Origin of the sequence: Algoriphagus boritolerans DSM 17298 = JCM 18970, from assembly GCF_900108085.1 — a bacterium.
GTDB lineage: Bacteria > Bacteroidota > Bacteroidia > Cytophagales > Cyclobacteriaceae > Algoriphagus > Algoriphagus boritolerans.
Window position 1 is genome coordinate 15015 of the sequence record NZ_FNVR01000004.1, and the last position, 16638, is coordinate 31652.

Below are 16638 nucleotides of genomic sequence, written 5' to 3' on the forward strand. Positions count from 1 at the left end.
ATTCAGCATTGACCTACAATCACCTATCGATGAATAAGCATTTTTTATGGATTTCTGCCTTGGCTCTTTTGGCATTTGTCGGCTGTAAGAGCTTACAAGAAAAAGGTAATGATCAGTTTCTATCCGGGCAATACCAATATGCGATTGGTACATTTACCCAAATCTTAGCTCAGGATTCTTCTAATCTTGAAGCCAATCAAATCATCGCAGAGAGTTATCGGCTATCCAATAGAATCGAAAAGTCTGAACCGTACTATCGGCAGCTGGTGAAGGAAGAGCCTACTTTCAATAATTATTTCTTTTTGGGACAAAGCCTAAAAGCCCAACAAAAAAATAAGGAAGCAATCGAGGCGTTTGAAAATGCAAAAAGTTATACCTCTGATGAAACCCTTTTAGCCAGGATTCAGCGCGAAATCGAGTCTATTAAGCTGGCGGAAGGGATTGAAGACTACTGGCCCAATCACGTTCTTGTCAACTACACTGAATTGAATACTCCGGGTGCTGATTTTTCACCGCTATTAAGTGAGGATTTTTTGTACTTCACCTCCGGTAGGCAAGCATCCGGTATTTATCCGGCCACGGGTACTCCCTATCTGAAGCTTTTCAGAACAAGAGCAGATGGACTGAAAGTTGATGTCGGTGCTGTCCAGCCTTTGCCTGAGTTCCGAAATGAAGAAGGCTTGAATCAAGGCTCCCTTGCGATCAGTCCGGATGGAAACACCATCATTTATTCAAGAGGAAATTCAACTTCTCCAAAGGATTTGCCCGAAGTAGCCTTGTTTGCGTCTTATTTCCGGGGAGCTGGATTCACTCAGCCGGTTTGGATGCCTGTCAATGAAGACGAAACTTGGTGGAATTCCACCCCTGCCTTCAGCCCGGATGGAGACGAGCTTTATTTTGCATCCAATAGACCCGGAGGATATGGTGGAATTGACATCTGGAAAGCTACCCGACTTGCAAACAGTGACTTTGGAAATCCGGTAAATCTGGGTCCTACGATCAATACTCCAGGGAATGAAATGTTCCCACATATAGCACCTGATGGGAAGTTCTTTTTCTCCTCAGACGGTCATCCCGGTTATGGTAAATTGGATCTTTTTGTGGCAGAAAATGACGAATCCGGGAAACAGGTGATTCGTAATCTTGGACAAAATATCAACAGCAAGGATGACGACTTTGGGATTTTCTTTACCGAATATCCAAAAGCGGGATTTATCTCTTCCAATCGGGAAGGGGGAGTCGGAGACGATGATATTTACTTCTTTGAAGACAAAACACCCAAGCCTAAGATCGTCAATGTCCTGCTTAACGTCTTTACCAAGGAAGAAAAGGCAGATGGTTCAATAGCTGATTTGCCTCAAACCCGAGTCGTGCTGTATGGTTCGGACAACAAACAACAAGGCGGAGATTTTTCCAATTCAAGCGGAAGAGTGAGATTCACCATGGCACCTGATCAGGACTACACCATAATTGCTTCCAAAGGAGGATATTTCTCCAAATCAATCCCTTATACTACGAAAGGAAAAACTCCGGATCCGGCAACCTTGATTCAGGAGGTGACCAATATAACCCTCGACACCACCATCATCTTGGACCAGTTGATCTTGGAGAAAGCGATCGTGCTAGACAATATCTATTACGATTTGGATAAGGCTGAAATCAGAACGGATGCAGCAGCTGAACTGGACAAATTAGTCAAAATCTTGGCTGACAATCCTACCATTCGCATCGAATTGAGCTCACATACAGATTCCAGATCCAGTGATGCTTATAATCAAGATTTGTCCCAAAGAAGAGCACAGTCCGCTGTGGATTACATTGTGTCCAAAGGTATAGCAGCTGAGCGTTTGGTGGCTAAAGGATATGGTGAAAGCCAATTGATCATCAAGGATGCAAAGACCGAAGAAGAACATCAGGTCAACAGACGTACCGAGTTTAAGGTCATCGAGATTCGGGAAGATTGATCAGACATGAGATATTAAAATCAAGGTTTAAGACTTGTAAATCCCGCGGTTGAGATACTGCGGGATTTTTAGATAAAATGCCTGCCAGGATTTAATCCCGACAGGCTTTTCCTTTTCTTGATATTTTTATCCCACAAAAAAAGTCCGAATCATTGATCCGGACTTTGGTTTATGGTTATTGGTTAAGGTTATACGTAATTGTTTAGCATCACCGGCATCACGAGCATTAGGATGTCTTCGTTAGCATCCTGCTCAGCTGGAAGGATCAAGCCGGCTCTATTTGGTGCACTGAATCTCAGACTGACTTCCTTGCAGCTTAGGTTACTCAGCATTTCCACCAAGAACTTGGCGTTGAATCCGATTTCGATGTCTTCGCCCTCGTGATCGCAGGAAAGTCTTTCATTTGCTTCATTTGAGAAGTCAAGATCTTCCGCCGAAATCATCAGTTCGCTCCCGGTCAATTTTAGTCTTACCTGATGGGTGGTTTTATTGGCATAGATGGCAATTCTTCGCAACGAACCCAAAAGCTCCAAACGATCGATATTCATTCGGTTTGGATTGTCAACCGGAATCACGTTTTCATAATCGGGATAGCGTTCGTCGATTAGACGGCAGATCATCTTAATGTTGTTAAACTTGAAATAGGCGTTGGATTGGTTGAATTCTACAGTGACAGGGACGTTTTCACCTGGCAGAGTTGACTTCAGAAGGTTGAGCGCTTTTCTTGGAATGATCAGGCTCGCGCTGTTGGGCGAAGCTATGTCCACTCTTCTGTATCGGATCAATCTGTGACCGTCAGTTGCGACAAAGGTAGTATTGGTATCACTTAAGTTGATGTAAACACCGGTCATCGCGGGTCTGAGTTCATCTGAACTAGTCGCAAAAATCGTGTTTGAAATCGCAGAGGAAAGCACTTCGGTGGACATGTCCACAGTCGTAGCATTGTTGACCGTTGGGATTTTTGGGAAATCTGTCGCATTCTCTCCTGCCAATCTGTAGCGACCGTTGTCGGAGCTGATCTCTACTGCATACGTATCATGATCAATGCTGAACGTAACCGGCTGCTCCGGTAAGTTTTTAAGTGTTTCAATCAATATACGAGCCGGTACTGCAATATTTCCATCTTCCTTAGCCTCAACATGAAGCTGAGTCATCATGGAAGTCTGCAAGTCGGAAGCAGTGATGGTCAATTCGGAGTCTTTAATTTCAAAAAGAAAGTTCTCAAGAATGGGAACTACCGGATTGGTCGTTACGACACCGTTGATGGAAGAGAGCTGCTTCAAAAGTGCAGAAGAGGAAACAATAAATTTCATATACTTATATTTTTTCTTTAGGATCACATGAAATCTAATAGGATGAGAAGTCAATGCTCAAATGAGGTACTTCTTCCTGCCCGATTTCATATCGTAGGGCTTAGGACAATTTTTAAATCTAGCGGGGTAAATTTATAAATAAAATGCTAATTCGATGGGTCGAAAGATTCTTTCCCCGAAAATTTATCTGCTATTTTTTAGAAAAGTCTCGATTAGCTTTTTTGAATACCTGCGCTTTCGCAGATAAAGTATCATTCCACCTAAAAGACTCAAAACCAGAACGGGAAGGATTACATTCAGCCCTTGCCAAAACACCTTTTCTTGGCTGACTTTTACCTTATTCAAAGGTCTGATTTGGAGTGTGCGGGTTCGGGAAGCGATAATGCCATCCGGATCATTGAGGAATTGTACGAGATTTTGTAAGAGTTGCTTATTGGCATAGGTAGTTTGGGCAAAAGGGTCTTCTCCTAATGACAAAGGTTGATTTCCTTGTAAACTCATTTGGCTTTGAAAGACAGAACCATCCCCCAACACAACCACTTTTCCTTTTCCATTCTCCTTGAAGTCGGTTTTTGAAAAGCCATCAGGTATAAACCTATTCTTGAAAAGTGAGGTAAATTCTCCTTCAAGCAAGTAGGCTAAGGGAAGATTTCGAAGCGTAAACTCTTCGACTTTTGGAGCCTGCTCCATATCTGAAAAGGCAACTCGGGACGGTGCAGGAAGAATTTTTTCATTTTCCGACCCGAAAATCAAAGGAGTTTTGATCACACCATCCGCTTTGACTGTGTCTAAACTGCTCGCAAATCGGAAATTCACCTGATCCAAGGCTTTGGTGATGGGGTGAGTCGTGACTCGACCTGCATTGAAATAGAATGGCCAAGGCAGTGGAATCATCTGCTCCTGATTGCCAAAATTTCCCCCCATGACAGGAATGTAGCTTAAGTTCAGATCTTGAATGAGGTCCTTGTTGATTCGTACACCATAGCGGAAGAGTAGACGATCCAGTTCATTTTCCAAAGGAAAAGAAAAGGTGCCTTCTCCACCCGCCTGCGCCAGGTCAACGTCCACTCCCTCGGCAGCCACGACCAGATTGCCGCCTAGCATCACGTATTGATCCAGAAGAAAAAGCTCGCGGTCGGTGTAAGTTTGCTTAGGTCCTACAATGAAGATGGTTCCAAAAGCACTCAGATCCTGAACCGACTTGGCTTGCTCCAACGGGACTTTAAAAACCTCATTTTGTCCGTCAAGTGCTTCAACGATTCCAAATCCATCATCTTCGGAAAGCTCTCCATGACCGGTGATCAGCGCAATAGCTTGTTTTTCAGGATTCACCAGTTTTCGTATGGCATTGCTCAGCTCGTATTCCAGATTTTCTATGGAGGTATTCAGAGTCTGATCGGGCGACATGCCTCGTTCTCCCTTCAGAATTAACGCCCCGGTTTCATATTCATCATCTGAAACGAGGATTCCGGGGAAAATCAATTGCGTTTGTTGTCCGGCATTTTGGTTGAAAAAAACGTTGGTCGGACTGATGCCATAATCTGCCAACGTGTAGATGAATTCTTCCTGAAGGGAATCCACCACTGTAAGGGGGTCAAAGTAGGAGACCGTAATATTCTCCGAGGAATAAGCATTAAAAGTCCGGACAGTTTCCTCCATAGACTTCTGAAGTCTCCGCATCCCTCCGGGTAGATTTTCTCCCGTCAAAAGTATATCCACATGGATCGGACGATCCAGATTTTCCAAGAGCGCTTTGGTAGCGGGATGAACTGAAAAACGTTTTTCGGCAGTCAGATCGATCCGAAATCGGAGGAATTGACCCAATAAGGTCAACACAATAATGCCTGCTATAAGAATCAGAAAAGGCTTGGCGGTATGGAGTCCTGGCTTTTTCATTTATTTCTCAACACCAAAACAGAAGCTACCAAAAACACCCAGATCATTCCGATCAAGAAGAAAAGATCACTGCTGTTGATCACTCCACGGCTCAAACTGATATAATGATAACTCAGACTCAATTCCTCTACGAAATAGGCTAGCTCCCCGGTCAAAAGCTCAGCCAGTGCAGTGAATCCAAAGTACAAAACAAAGCAGAGGAAAACGCCCAACACAAAGGCGACGACCTGCTGTGAAGTCAGCGAACTCGCAAATAATCCAACCGCAGCAAAGGTGGCTCCAATCATCAGGAGTCCGATCCAGCTCCCAAAAAAACCTGCCAGATCAAGATTTCCCACCGGATCACCCAGCTGAAAAATGCTGTAAGCATATAACAGAGTGGGTAAAACTGCCAAGAAAACCAAAGTCACTAAGGCAAGGTATTTTGCCAAAATAATCTGAATCAATGAAAGGGGAGAGGTACGTAGAAGTTCCCAGGTTCCGGTTTTGCGCTCCTCAGAAATCGCACGCATGGAAAGTGCAGGAATCAAAAATGTAAAGACATAGGGGGTATAGGAAAAAAGGGCCTCCAGATCAGCAAATCCATATTCCAACACCGAGCTTTCCGGGAAAACCCACACAATCAATCCCAAGGCAACAAGAAACAATGCCAACACCAGATAACCGGTGAGGCTACCAAAGAAGGAATTGATTTCTTTGAGGAAAAGGCTTTTCATTGGTTTTGGGTGATTTCTCGGAAGAGCGTCTCCAGATTTTTTGTGGTTTGATTGAGGCTGTTTAGATTCAAACTTCGCGCTGTGATGATATGCAACAGAACTTTTCGGCTTTCTGTAGGATCACTCGTCTCAACGACTAATTGTTTTTTTCCTTTGCCACCAAACCGAACTTTTTCCAATTTCTCAAACCATACTAACTCTAGTTCTTCCTCAGTTTCGAGAACTAATTCAACTTGTCCAGATCCGGCTTTAAGTTCGGAAAGTGGACTTTCGGCCAGGATTTTTCCTTTGTTGATGATCACCACATCTTGACAGATCGCTTCCACTTCCTGCATGATATGGGTAGAGAGGATGACTGTTTTGTTTTCTGCCACTTCTTTTATCAAATGTCGAATCTCTACAAGTTGATTGGGGTCCAGCCCGGTGGTCGGCTCGTCCAGGATCAAGACCTGCGGATCGTGAATCAAGGCTCTTGCCAGTCCCACTCGCTGTCGATAGCCTTTGGAAAGCTGCCCAATTTTCTTGTGTTGCTCAGGAAATAGGCTTGTTTTTTGGATCAATTCAGCTACTCGTTCTTTGATGTAAGAAGCCTTCATCCCATAAAGTCCCGCCGAGAATTCCAGGAATTCCCGGATATACATGTCTGGATAGAGCGGATTGTTTTCGGGTAGGTATCCGATTTTTGGACTGACGAGCTTTGGATTTTCCAGTGCATTTTCGCCCAGCACTTTTACTTCACCTGAATCAGCACCAAGGTATCCGGTGATGATTTTCATAGTCGTGGATTTTCCTGCACCGTTTGGTCCGAGAAATCCCAGAATTCTCCCTGGCATTGCGGAAAAGCTCACTTGGTCAAGAGCTTTTTGGGTTCCGTAAAACTTACTTAATCGGGAGACTTCTAATGACATAAATGGAAATCTAATTCTGATTTTTTATATAACCATTAAGTTCATTAAGGAAATTAAGTTTAAGTGACTGAAACTTCATCCTTCTTTGTGAAATAAAGTTTTAATCGTCTTAATTTCTTAATGTTTCAAATTGAATTAATAGCTAAACATTTTACTTTAAACTCTCCTCGTAACCGGTGTCGGGCTTTAATCCGTAGCCTTCTGCCGCTGCTACTGCTAGTTGGTCACAACGTTCATTTTCAGGGTTCCCGGCATGACCTTTTACCCAGATAAACTTTGGCTTGTATTTCAGGTGAAGGGGAATGTAACGAAGCCAGAGATCAGGATTCTTCTTGTCTTTAAATCCTTTTTTCTGCCAGCCCCACAGCCAGCCTTTTTCGATGGCATCCACGACATACTTGCTGTCAGAGTAGATTTGTACGGGGAATTCGGCGGATTTCAGTTCCTGCAAGGCACGGATTACGGCAAGTAACTCCATTCGATTGTTGGTGGTAAGACGAAATCCCTCAGAAAGTTCTTTGCGGTGCTGACCGAATTTCAGAACAGCTCCATAGCCTCCCGGGCCCGGGTTGCCTTTGGCAGCGCCATCTGTGAAAATGATAATCATGGGGTAAAAATCGGGAAATTTGCCGGAATTCCTTTGGTCAATTAGTTGATGACTTCCACCGGAAATGCATTTGTCTTGAAAATTTTCACTGCAATCGAAAGCAAAATTATTCCGAAAATTCGTCGCAAAATATCCAGGCCCGATTTTCCAAGTTTACTTTCCAGCCAAGTGGTACTTTTCAAAACGGCATAGACAAAAATCAGATTCAGGAGGATTCCGATGGCAATATTGACCTGCTCAAATTCTGCTTTTAAAGTCAAAATGGTGGTCAGTGTACCCGCACCGGCAATCAAGGGAAAGGCAATGGGAACGATAGACGCGCTGGAAGTGGCCTCAGGATCAGGTTTGAATAGCTCAATACCTAGAATCATCTCTGCTCCCAAAGCAAAAATGATCAGGGCTCCGGCAATGGCAAAATCACTCACTCCAATGCCGAATAGGCGAAGAATAGACTCACCGACAAGCAAAAAAGCAATCATCAAAAGACCTGCTGCAAGCGTGGCCCGCTCAGATTTGATGTGACCGACTTTCTTTCTCAGATTGATTACAATGGGGACCGAACCCAGAATATCGATGACAGAAAAAAGAATCAGCGAAACGGAAAGAATTTGCTTGAAATCTAACATGGCGCAAAGCTAGGTAATTTCAGAAGTTAGAATGGAATCCGATTTCGAATTTGGAATTTCAAATTACTCCAATCCCTTGTCCCGCATTTTTTGGAATTCGTCAAATCGCCTGAAGATAGCAACAGTGAATCCAATGAGCATGATGATCGTCCCGATCCAAAGCACATTGATGTATGGCTTCACGATAGCTTTCATCACCACATAGTCTTTTTGGTACTGATTGACTTTGAATACAAATTTATTCTGTTCGGGCAGGATGTTTTCCAAGCTTACTTTGAGTCCAAGTTCGGTGTCAATCACAGGAAGTTTACCGACCTGATTATTTCGAATGATAAATGTGGGCTCAAGTAATTTCTCTGTATCATAATCCAGCACGCGAAGTTTAGCTTTTACCGCCACGTCACCTTCCTGGAGTTGGTAGCCCTCGATTTCTTTCAGTACCTCTGCTCCGTCGAAATAGGTGACAAAATCAGCGATATGGAATTGCTCGCCGGGACTGACCTCGTAGTTTTCGTCTTCTTTCCATTCCGGATCCTCGTAGTCATTCATGGCTGCCACGTAGGTGTACAGGTCCTTATTCAAGTAGATTTTTGAGTCTGGTGAAGAGATCAATCCGCCCATGCCTTCGTTGAATTGAGACATTGGGCTGAGTGAAAACTTCAGGGTTTCATTTTGAAGGTAATCGATCTTGAAGTAGTCGTTTTCCTCAAGAACAATCTTTACGATATCGCCTTTTTTGAAGTGCTCTTTATAATCTTCAAGGGCAATGGCTTCATTGACATTGCCTGTGGATTCGAGGATTTTTGCGGGCACGTATTCCGGTACGCCTACGACCTTTTTTTGTCTTCCACGGTAGATGACTGTGTAGTCCTTCATTTGGGTGGGTTTGTTGATCCAAAGTAGGACGTGCTCTTTGTTCATCTCATCCTCCCAACTGTTGCTGTAGGTCAATCCGGACATATTGATAGAGATTACATCCGAGTAGCCCGAGCTGAACATGATCCCAATTAAGATCATTCCAAGACCGATGTGAGCTAGCGAGCCACCAGCTAGTTTGAACGTTGATTTCTTCAGGATTTTCGCCAAAATCACGGCATTGGCGACAATGGTGAACGTGCCTGCCAGGACGATAATAATGTATTTCCAGTCATAGACTTTTGCCAGTACAATGATGGCTGCTGAAATCAAAACTGAAACGATGTAAGGAGTGACTAGCGCTTCTTTCAGTACCTTTTTGTCAATCTTTTGCCACCAAAAAAACTGTCCAACCGAAGTCAATAATGCAATTGCCACCGCAAACCACAATTGGAATCGGGTATAAAATTCCACCTGATCAGCGGGAGGAGCCATATTTGATATTCCGCCGAAGCTCTCCACCAAGGCATTCCATGCCGGGATTGAGGTAGGTAAGATCACCTGAAACGCCATCAAGCCCAAGGTAATTGCACCCAGAAAAATCCAAAATTCTCTGGAATACACGTCAGCTTCTTTTTCCGAAGTCGGAATATGCTTCCAAGCTCGCGCTGCCAAGACCACGGCAATGGCCAAGAAGAAAAGCATGTAAATCAATAACTGTCCCGATAGACCCAAATCGGTGAATGAGTGTACTGAAGCATCGCCTAAGACTCCGGATCTGACCAAGAACGTGGCGTAGAGCACCAAAATGAAACTCATGATGACTAAAACGATTGAGGTCTTCAAGGCAGTAGCACTTTTCTTGAAGGTGATCATGGTATGGATCGAAGCCACCAAAATCAACCATGGAACATACACCGCATTTTCTACAGGATCCCAGTTCCAATAGCCACCAAAGTTGAGCGTCACATAGGCCCAATAAGCACCCATGATGATACCCATTCCAAGGATCATGGCGGAGAAAATTGCCCAAGGCAATGCCGGACGAATCCATTCAGAATACCTTTTCGTCACTAACCCTCCGATCAGGAAAGCAAAAGGAATCAAGGTGGAAGCATATCCCAGGAACAGCGTAGGCGGGTGAATGACCATCCAGATGTTTTGTAACAAGGGATTCAAACCCGTGCCATCCTCAGGGACAAAGTCCGGATTCAGCTGAAAAATAGGAGCCTGCGTGGCATCCCTTAAAAGCATAAATGGTGAACTGCCAATCTTCAGATCTCCAATCACCACACCCATAATCATGGAAATCAGGAAAGCCTGAACCAAGGCGAAAACCACCATGACCGGTGCCTCCCAGAATTTGTTGGTATGGATTAAGATCACACCTAAAATCACGTTCCAAAAGGCCCAAAGAATAAACGCGCCCTCCTGACCTTCCCAAAAGCTCGAGATCATGTAGTGAACAGGAAGCGCTTTGGAGGAGTGGGAATACGCATAAAAGTACTCGTAGCGGTGATTGTAGATAATTTCAAAAAGTGAAAAAGCAATCAATACAGTTGAACCTGTATGAATGTAAAAGCTTATTCTGCTGAATCTTCTCCAACTCGCTTTTTCAATTTCATTCGCACGGAAATACTGAATATAGGCATATGCAGTCACCAATGCACTCACAAAAGCCACGATGGTCATCAGGTGGCCAAGATTACCCACAAAGGTATTAATCATGATTTTTTACTTGAGATAGCCTTCAACATCACATTCCAGCAGCCTGCACGTCGGTCTCCTGATATTTGGAGGGGCATTTCATCAGGATTTTGTCTGCCACAAATATTTCTTTTTCCCGATAGGATCCGATCACCACCACTTGCTCAGAGCGTTGAAAATCAGCCGGTACGGGTTCATTGTAAAACACTTTCTGTTCGGTTCCTTCATTGTCTACCAATAGGAATGTAAATGAAGTCTTGTCTTCTCTCACTTCAAGTCCCGTCACTTGACCGGTTTCATCTTTTTTCAGTTGACCGACTACATGAATGGATTTATCTTCTCCGTCTTCTTTCATTTCCCAAGCGGTATTGAAGCTTTCATAGCTGCTTGCATCGCCGATGGAGGTCATGATGATCACAATCGCGATAGCAATGATTCCGAGGCCGATGATGTGTCCTTTTTTCATGGGAGTAGATTTTTAGGAATTAATGTTTTTTTCGAGTTTGGAAATCTTGCGATCAGTATTGACCAAATAAACTGTGATCCCGACGAAAATGATTGCAATGATTCCTACCAGGACATAGATTTTTCCATCCGCCCGCATTTTGTCTGCCATTTCCACGGAGTTATTGGTGTAGTCGGCTTCTGAAACGGGGATTTTTTCCTGCGCCAGTGCGTTCAGGGAAAAAATCAAAAGAACTGTAGTCAGTATTTTTTTCATGTCAGGAATTTATAATTCTATCTTCCATCACTCGCTCCACTCTACGGATTCTTACCCGGACGGTTGCTATCCACGCGCCCAAGAGCGTCCATCCCAGTATTGCAGGATAGAATATCATTCGGAGCTTTGAATCCAAGTCGTAGGCATTGAATCCTGGATTTCCGCCGTTTCCCGGATGAAGACTGTCAGTCAGTCGGGGCAAAACAAAAATCAAAGGGATAAATGCTGCAAAAGCAAAGATGTTGTAAACGGATCCAATACGTGCCTTTTGTTGCGGATCGGTGATGCTGCCACGAAGAATCAAATAAGCGAAATACATGAGCAATCCGATGGCTGAGGCATTTTGCTTGGGATCTCCACTCCAGTAATCTCCCCAGGTAAATCTCGCCCAAAGCATCCCGGTCACGATCCCCAAGACACCAAAAAGAATGGCCGCATTGGTGAATTCAATGGCCATGTCGTCGTGCTCGAGCTTATTGCTTCTCAGGTATTTGATGCTATAAATCACTGCAACTACCAACATCAGAATCATTCCAAACCACATCGTCACATGAAAGTGAAGGGCCCGGATGGTTTCATTCAGGATCGGAAGTCGAGGGACATCCATGAGCAAACCGGCAGTAAGCGTGTACATCAGGAGTCCGATTGCCAGGATTTTCCACCAGGATTGGCGCATATTGGGAATTTGCTTTTTCAAGCGCAAAAATACGTCATAAGTTCCTGAATCCCCTGATTTTTCTCATAAAAGGCGACAGTTATCAAAATGAAAAAAACAGTCCCAAGTCCAAAAACTTCTTCTACCAAAAAACTCTTGTTTGCAGTGGAGTTCAGGCTGACATTAATCTCCAAACTCCGAAACCTCCCAACTTCCTTACCACTATCCAACCTTTCAAACCTTACCACTATCCAACCTTACAACTTTCCAATCCTTTCACAATTTTCCAATCTTTCAATCCTTACCTTTGTCGGGTGGAAAATCAGAAAATCGACATTCGAAAACTGAGTCTTACTGAGCTGGAAGACTATTTTTTGGCCAAAGGGGATAAGAAATTCCGGGCAAAGCAAGTCTATGATTGGCTATGGAATAAGTCACTGAAAAACTTCGATGACATGAGCAACATCTCCCTTGCCACACGGGAAATGCTGAAAAAAAACTTCATCATCAACCACATTCAGGTCGACTTGATGCAGCACAGCAGCGACGGAACGATCAAAAATGCCGTCAAACTTTTTGATGATAAGATTGTGGAGTCGGTTTTGATTCCGACTACCAAGCGAATCACAGCCTGTGTCTCTTCCCAAGTGGGCTGCAGTTTGGATTGTAATTTTTGTGCAACCGCACGACTGAAGCGCATGCGGAATCTCACACCTGGAGAAATCTACGATCAGGTAGTGGCGATCAAAGAAGAGGCGGAAACTTATTTTCAGCGTCCCTTGACCAATATCGTTTTCATGGGAATGGGAGAGCCTTTGCTGAATTATGCAAATGTGATCGAGGCAATAGACAAAATCACCTCACCTGAAGGACTGGGAATGGCACCTAGGAGAATTACGCTTTCCACCGTAGGTGTGACTAAGATGATCCGAAAGATGGCTGACGATGAAGTTAAATTCAATCTCGCAGTATCACTTCACTCCGCTATCAATGAAACCCGCTCCCGACTCATGCCGATCAATGATTCCAACCCTGTGGAGGAGCTTGGCGAGGCTTTGAAGTATTGGTACCAAAAGACCAAACGCAAAGTGACCTATGAATACGTCATTTGGGAAGGGATCAATGACGATGAAAAGCATGCTCGGGCACTTGCAAAATTTTGCAAAATTATCCCCTCTAAAGTTAATCTGATCCAATACAATCCAATCGATGATGGGGAATTTAGGCAGGCCAAGCAGGAGGCTGTGGAGCTGTATGTCCGCATTTTAGAGCAAAACGGAATCATTGCCAAAGTCCGAAAATCCCGAGGTCAGGATATCGATGCTGCCTGTGGACAACTGGCAAACAAGAACGAAGTAGCCCAGTTGTCAAATATTTAAGATTTTTTTACTTGCTTTTAAAATAATAAGTAGTTTTATTACTCCTGTTTTTAATAACCAACTATTATACACATGAAAATTCCTTTTTTCAAGCCGCTTTTTGTGGCGTTGCTTCTTTTTGTTTTCCCAAGTTTTGCTCAGGAAAATCTCCCCGAAAAAATCCAAGCCTACTTCCAAAGCATTCAGAAGGAGTACCCGACGGAAAAGTCTTACCTGCATTTGGATAAGCGGACCTATACCCTGGGAGAGGATGTTTGGTTTAGCGCCTATTTGATGGCTGGGAGCGCTCAGATTCCTTCACCGCTGAGTCGCACACTCTATGTCGATATATTTGACGGGACTGGTCTTCTGCTTGAGCAGCGAAAAGTGAAGATAGAAGACGGTCGGGGTGCCGGAGATTTTAAAATCCCAAGATTTGGTAAAACAGGAACTTACCAAATCAAGGCGTATACAGCCTGGATGCGAAACTTTGGAGAGGAATATTTTTTGACCACTTCATTTGTAGTCGTGGATGGGGCAGGAGGATCATTTTTGCCTAAAGTCAATTTTACAGAAATCACTTCTTCCGACGGGCAGGTTAAATATCAAGTCGAAATCGATGCAGTTTCCAGTTCGGGAAATCCACTTGCAAATCAAACGTTGGAAATCCGGGCACTTGCAGGAGATGCCGAACTACACAAGCAATCTCTTTCGCTCAACTCCCAGGGACAAGCCTCATTTTCTTTCTCCATTCCTGAAAAAGCTAATCCCAGTCAAAGCCTTGAATTGGTGTACTATGAAAATGGAGATTATCCTGTGATACAGACGATTCGATTGCCATATCCGCTTAGTTTGGCAGATATCCAGTTTTTGCCAGAGGGTGGACATTGGGTGATTGGCAAAAAGGCAAATGTGGCATTTCGCGCCATAGATCCTGACGGAACTCCGGTGGACATTGAAGGACAAATTGACGATCAAAAATTCGCGACCCGATTTGGCGGAATGGGAAAAGTGGAATTAACGCCGGCTAAAGCAGATTACACGGCAACTATTACACATCCATCTACAGGTGAAACCCGCGTTGTCCCCCTACCAAAAGCTGATTCAAACGGTATTGTCGTTCAGGTAGTTAATAATCCCGGAGCGGCTTTTATTACAGTTTTCGTCCAAGGGGAGTACAATCCCAATTCACTTTTGCTGGTGTCGCAGACCCGGGGAGTGATCAATTATATGATACAGGGAGCCTTGGCCAATGGTGTGTGGGGTGTCCGTATTCCAAAGGAGAATCTGATTTCCGGAATTAATCACATCACGGTGTTGAGTACAGAGGGCAAGCCTTTGTTGGAGCGATTGATTTTTGTGCAAAAGGATGATTTTCTGAATCTTAACCTCACCAGTTCCGGTACAGTCAGTCCGAGAGGTAAAATTGGGCTGGACCTTTCAAGTTCCTTCCAGAATCAGCCCATTCAAGGTTCATTCTCCATGGCCGTCAGTGATGCGGATCAGGTAAGTGACGAATCCGATGAGTTTGGGACCATTTTCTCAGCTTTGCTGTTGACCTCAGATCTTCGAGGCAGAGTCCATCAGCCCGGATATTATTTCAAGGATCAGGAAGCGGAAACGTTGGAGTTGCTAGACTTGGTGATGTTGACGCACGGCTGGAGGCGATTTACCTGGGATGATGTGATTGCGAATAAACTTCCCGAAATCACTAATTTCATCGAGCGGGGTATCAATATCGAGGGACAAATCACCGAAGAGCAGAAGTCCAGAAAAGGGCTCGGTGGAGGTAAAGTCACGGCCATAATCGGGGATGGTGTTGAAATTGTTTCTTCAGAGTTTGGGCAGAATGGGCGCTTTATTTTACGGGAATTGGATTACCAGGATTCAGTTACGGTGACGATTACGGCAGAAGATAATCGAGTGAAAAACTTTGTGGAGGTAGATGTCATCAAACCTGAACCGGTGTTTACCCAGATCAATGGAACCTATCCAAATCAAATCATCTGGCCAGCTGCACTCGCGGCAACTTTTGAAGCCAGAAACTTACTTCAGCAGCTCAATGAAGATCAGGATATTCTCGATTTGGAAGGTGTAACAGTTGAAGCACAGACCATCCAGAAAGAAGAAGAGGAAGTCAGGAAAATCTACGGGGCGGGAGATGTGACGATCAATCCTGATAAAATCCCCGGTAACGTGGCCTTTACCAACGTATTCCAACTCATTCAAGGAAGAGTTTCCGGCGTACAGGTTTTTGTTTCGGGTTTGGATGTTTCGGTTCAGATCAGAGGTGTTGGATCAGTCAACTCAGGAACCGGGCCGCTGTACTTATTGGATAATTTCCCGGTTGATGCCGCCACGCTACTTCAGGTCAATCCCCGTGACGTCTCCAGTGTGGATGTGTTTAAAGATCCTGCTCGGGCGGCGATTTTCGGAGCCCAAGGTGCCAATGGTGTCATCGCAGTTTACACCAAAACCGGAGCTGGGATTGGCTATCAAAGTGTGGGCGGCACCTTGGTGACTCAATATGGAGGCTACGATTCCCCACGTGAATTTTATTCGCCCAAGTACGATGAAAAAACAGCAGAAAATGCCATTACTGACAGTAGAGCTACTATTTTTTGGAATCCAATGATTAATACAGATGCCGGAGGAAATGCAAAGGTCGAATTCTACAATTCTGACACCGCAAAGCGTCAACTAATAATCGTAGAGGGGATGGATGCTGAAGGGAGATTGGGTAGGGCTGTCAAAATCATCCAATAAGTGACACTTGCAAAACTCATCAAAGCCGCTTACCTTTTTCAGAAAAACCGAGAAATATGAAAAAGGCTTTGCTGCTTTTAGTTTTTATTGGAGTATTCTCAATCCATGCTAAAGCACAGATGAAAGGGGATGCCCGAATCCATGTTTTGGCAACTTACGGGTTAAGGTTTGGAGAATTTGGTGCAGGCGCAGGCGCTGAATTCTTCTTTGCGGACAAATTTGCGGTGATGCCCAGTTTTATCAAGAATTTCCCAAAAGTTGGAAATACGAGTAATTTAAATTTTGATCTCCGGTATTATGTGACAGAGGGTCCTTCGCAGGTCTATTTTGTGGCGGGATATAGTCAGACTTTTCAGAATAATCAACCTGGTCAAGCTGGTACCAGTCGAAACTTTGTCGGCGCCAATGTCGGTGTTGGGGCCTACATTGTTCTGACCGAATGGGTCGGATTAAGTACCGAATTCAGATTTCAAAGTCAGTTTAGGCAAGAATCAGGATTTCGGTTTGGATTGGCTTTCCCGCTCTAACCGAGATTTTTGAACATTC

General features: G+C 44.2%; 14 protein-coding genes. 4 read left to right on the plus strand and 10 right to left on the minus strand.

Features of this window, described 5'->3' with window-relative positions; translation table 11 throughout:
- Window positions 1–29: 29 nt before the first annotated feature.
- Complete coding sequence (locus C4S61_RS22550) at window positions 30–1964, plus strand: OmpA family protein (protein WP_103923938.1); 1935 nt, start codon at window positions 30–32, stop codon at window positions 1962–1964.
- A 188-nt stretch (window positions 1965–2152) separates the two neighbouring features.
- On the opposite strand, the gene dnaN is transcribed toward C4S61_RS22550, so the two are convergent.
- From dnaN to ccsA (C4S61_RS05285), 10 genes are all read right to left on the minus strand, one after another.
- On the minus strand, window positions 2153–3277 hold the full coding sequence (dnaN, locus tag C4S61_RS05240; protein WP_103923745.1) for a DNA polymerase III subunit beta: 1125 nt from the start codon (window positions 3275–3277) through the stop codon (window positions 2153–2155).
- A gap of 183 nt (window positions 3278–3460) precedes the next feature.
- Complete coding sequence (gldG, locus tag C4S61_RS05245; RefSeq protein WP_103923746.1) at window positions 3461–5173, minus strand: gliding motility-associated ABC transporter substrate-binding protein GldG; 1713 nt, start codon at window positions 5171–5173, stop codon at window positions 3461–3463.
- On the minus strand, window positions 5170–5889 hold the full coding sequence (gene gldF / locus C4S61_RS05250; protein WP_103923747.1) for a gliding motility-associated ABC transporter permease subunit GldF: 720 nt from the start codon (window positions 5887–5889) through the stop codon (window positions 5170–5172). Before gldF ends, gldG begins: the two co-directional genes overlap by 4 nt.
- A complete protein-coding gene (gene gldA / locus C4S61_RS05255; protein ID WP_103923748.1) occupies window positions 5886–6797 on the minus strand; it encodes a gliding motility-associated ABC transporter ATP-binding subunit GldA in 912 nt (303 codons plus the stop codon). The genes gldF and gldA overlap by 4 nt, the downstream gene beginning before the upstream one ends.
- 151 nt (window positions 6798–6948) lie before the next feature.
- Window positions 6949–7404, minus strand: a complete 456-nt coding sequence (rnhA, locus tag C4S61_RS05260) for a ribonuclease HI (RefSeq protein ID WP_103923749.1) — start codon at window positions 7402–7404, stop codon at window positions 6949–6951.
- A gap of 41 nt (window positions 7405–7445) precedes the next feature.
- The gene (locus C4S61_RS05265) at window positions 7446–8030 is read right to left on the minus strand and encodes a MarC family protein (RefSeq protein ID WP_103923750.1); all 585 of its coding nucleotides are present in this window, start codon (window positions 8028–8030) and stop codon (window positions 7446–7448) included.
- 63 nt (window positions 8031–8093) lie between these two features.
- The gene (gene ccsA, locus C4S61_RS05270; RefSeq protein WP_103923751.1) at window positions 8094–10613 is read right to left on the minus strand and encodes a cytochrome c biogenesis protein CcsA; all 2520 of its coding nucleotides are present in this window, start codon (window positions 10611–10613) and stop codon (window positions 8094–8096) included.
- 28 nt (window positions 10614–10641) lie between these two features.
- A complete protein-coding gene (locus C4S61_RS05275; RefSeq protein WP_103923752.1) occupies window positions 10642–11058 on the minus strand; it encodes a cytochrome c maturation protein CcmE domain-containing protein in 417 nt (138 codons plus the stop codon).
- Window positions 11059–11070: 12 nt separating this feature from the next.
- On the minus strand, window positions 11071–11313 hold the full coding sequence (locus C4S61_RS05280) for a CcmD family protein (RefSeq protein ID WP_200820540.1): 243 nt from the start codon (window positions 11311–11313) through the stop codon (window positions 11071–11073).
- 1 nt (window position 11314) lies between these two features.
- Window positions 11315–11989 (minus strand): cytochrome c biogenesis protein CcsA, encoded by a 675-nt coding sequence (gene ccsA, locus C4S61_RS05285; RefSeq protein WP_103923753.1) that lies wholly within the window; start codon window positions 11987–11989, stop codon window positions 11315–11317.
- Between the two features lie 293 nt (window positions 11990–12282).
- Here ccsA (C4S61_RS05285) and rlmN point away from each other — a divergent pair, with 293 nt between their 5' ends.
- From rlmN to C4S61_RS05305, 3 genes are all read left to right on the plus strand, one after another.
- Window positions 12283–13347 (plus strand): 23S rRNA (adenine(2503)-C(2))-methyltransferase RlmN, encoded by a 1065-nt coding sequence (rlmN, locus tag C4S61_RS05295; RefSeq protein WP_103923755.1) that lies wholly within the window; start codon window positions 12283–12285, stop codon window positions 13345–13347.
- A 72-nt stretch (window positions 13348–13419) separates the two neighbouring features.
- Window positions 13420–16092 (plus strand): TonB-dependent receptor plug domain-containing protein, encoded by a 2673-nt coding sequence (locus tag C4S61_RS05300; RefSeq protein WP_103923756.1) that lies wholly within the window; start codon window positions 13420–13422, stop codon window positions 16090–16092.
- Between the two features lie 56 nt (window positions 16093–16148).
- Window positions 16149–16619, plus strand: coding sequence for a hypothetical protein (locus tag C4S61_RS05305; RefSeq protein ID WP_103923757.1), 471 nt, complete (start codon window positions 16149–16151; stop codon window positions 16617–16619).
- The last annotated feature ends 19 nt before the right edge of the window (window positions 16620–16638 follow it).

Excerpts from the sequence above, each read along its gene's own strand:
- gldG (WP_103923746.1), bottom strand. The coding sequence starts at position 5,173 with ATGAAAAAGCCAGGACTCCATACCGCCAAGCCTTTTCTGATTCTTATA.
- gldA (WP_103923748.1), bottom strand. The coding sequence starts at position 6,797 with ATGTCATTAGAAGTCTCCCGATTAAGTAAGTTTTACGGAACCCAAAAA.
- C4S61_RS05280 (WP_200820540.1), bottom strand. The coding sequence starts at position 11,313 with ATGAAAAAAATACTGACTACAGTTCTTTTGATTTTTTCCCTGAACGCA.
- ccsA (WP_103923753.1), bottom strand. The coding sequence starts at position 11,989 with ATGCGCCAATCCTGGTGGAAAATCCTGGCAATCGGACTCCTGATGTAC.
- C4S61_RS05275 (WP_103923752.1), bottom strand. The coding sequence starts at position 11,058 with ATGAAAAAAGGACACATCATCGGCCTCGGAATCATTGCTATCGCGATT.
- gldF (WP_103923747.1), bottom strand. The coding sequence starts at position 5,889 with ATGAAAAGCCTTTTCCTCAAAGAAATCAATTCCTTCTTTGGTAGCCTC.
- ccsA (WP_103923751.1), bottom strand. The coding sequence starts at position 10,613 with ATGATTAATACCTTTGTGGGTAATCTTGGCCACCTGATGACCATCGTG.
- C4S61_RS05305 (WP_103923757.1), top strand. The coding sequence starts at position 16,149 with ATGAAAAAGGCTTTGCTGCTTTTAGTTTTTATTGGAGTATTCTCAATC.
- dnaN (WP_103923745.1), bottom strand. The coding sequence starts at position 3,277 with ATGAAATTTATTGTTTCCTCTTCTGCACTTTTGAAGCAGCTCTCTTCC.
- C4S61_RS22550 (WP_103923938.1), top strand. The coding sequence starts at position 30 with ATGAATAAGCATTTTTTATGGATTTCTGCCTTGGCTCTTTTGGCATTT.
- C4S61_RS05265 (WP_103923750.1), bottom strand. The coding sequence starts at position 8,030 with ATGTTAGATTTCAAGCAAATTCTTTCCGTTTCGCTGATTCTTTTTTCT.
- rnhA (WP_103923749.1), bottom strand. The coding sequence starts at position 7,404 with ATGATTATCATTTTCACAGATGGCGCTGCCAAAGGCAACCCGGGCCCG.
- C4S61_RS05300 (WP_103923756.1), top strand. The coding sequence starts at position 13,420 with ATGAAAATTCCTTTTTTCAAGCCGCTTTTTGTGGCGTTGCTTCTTTTT.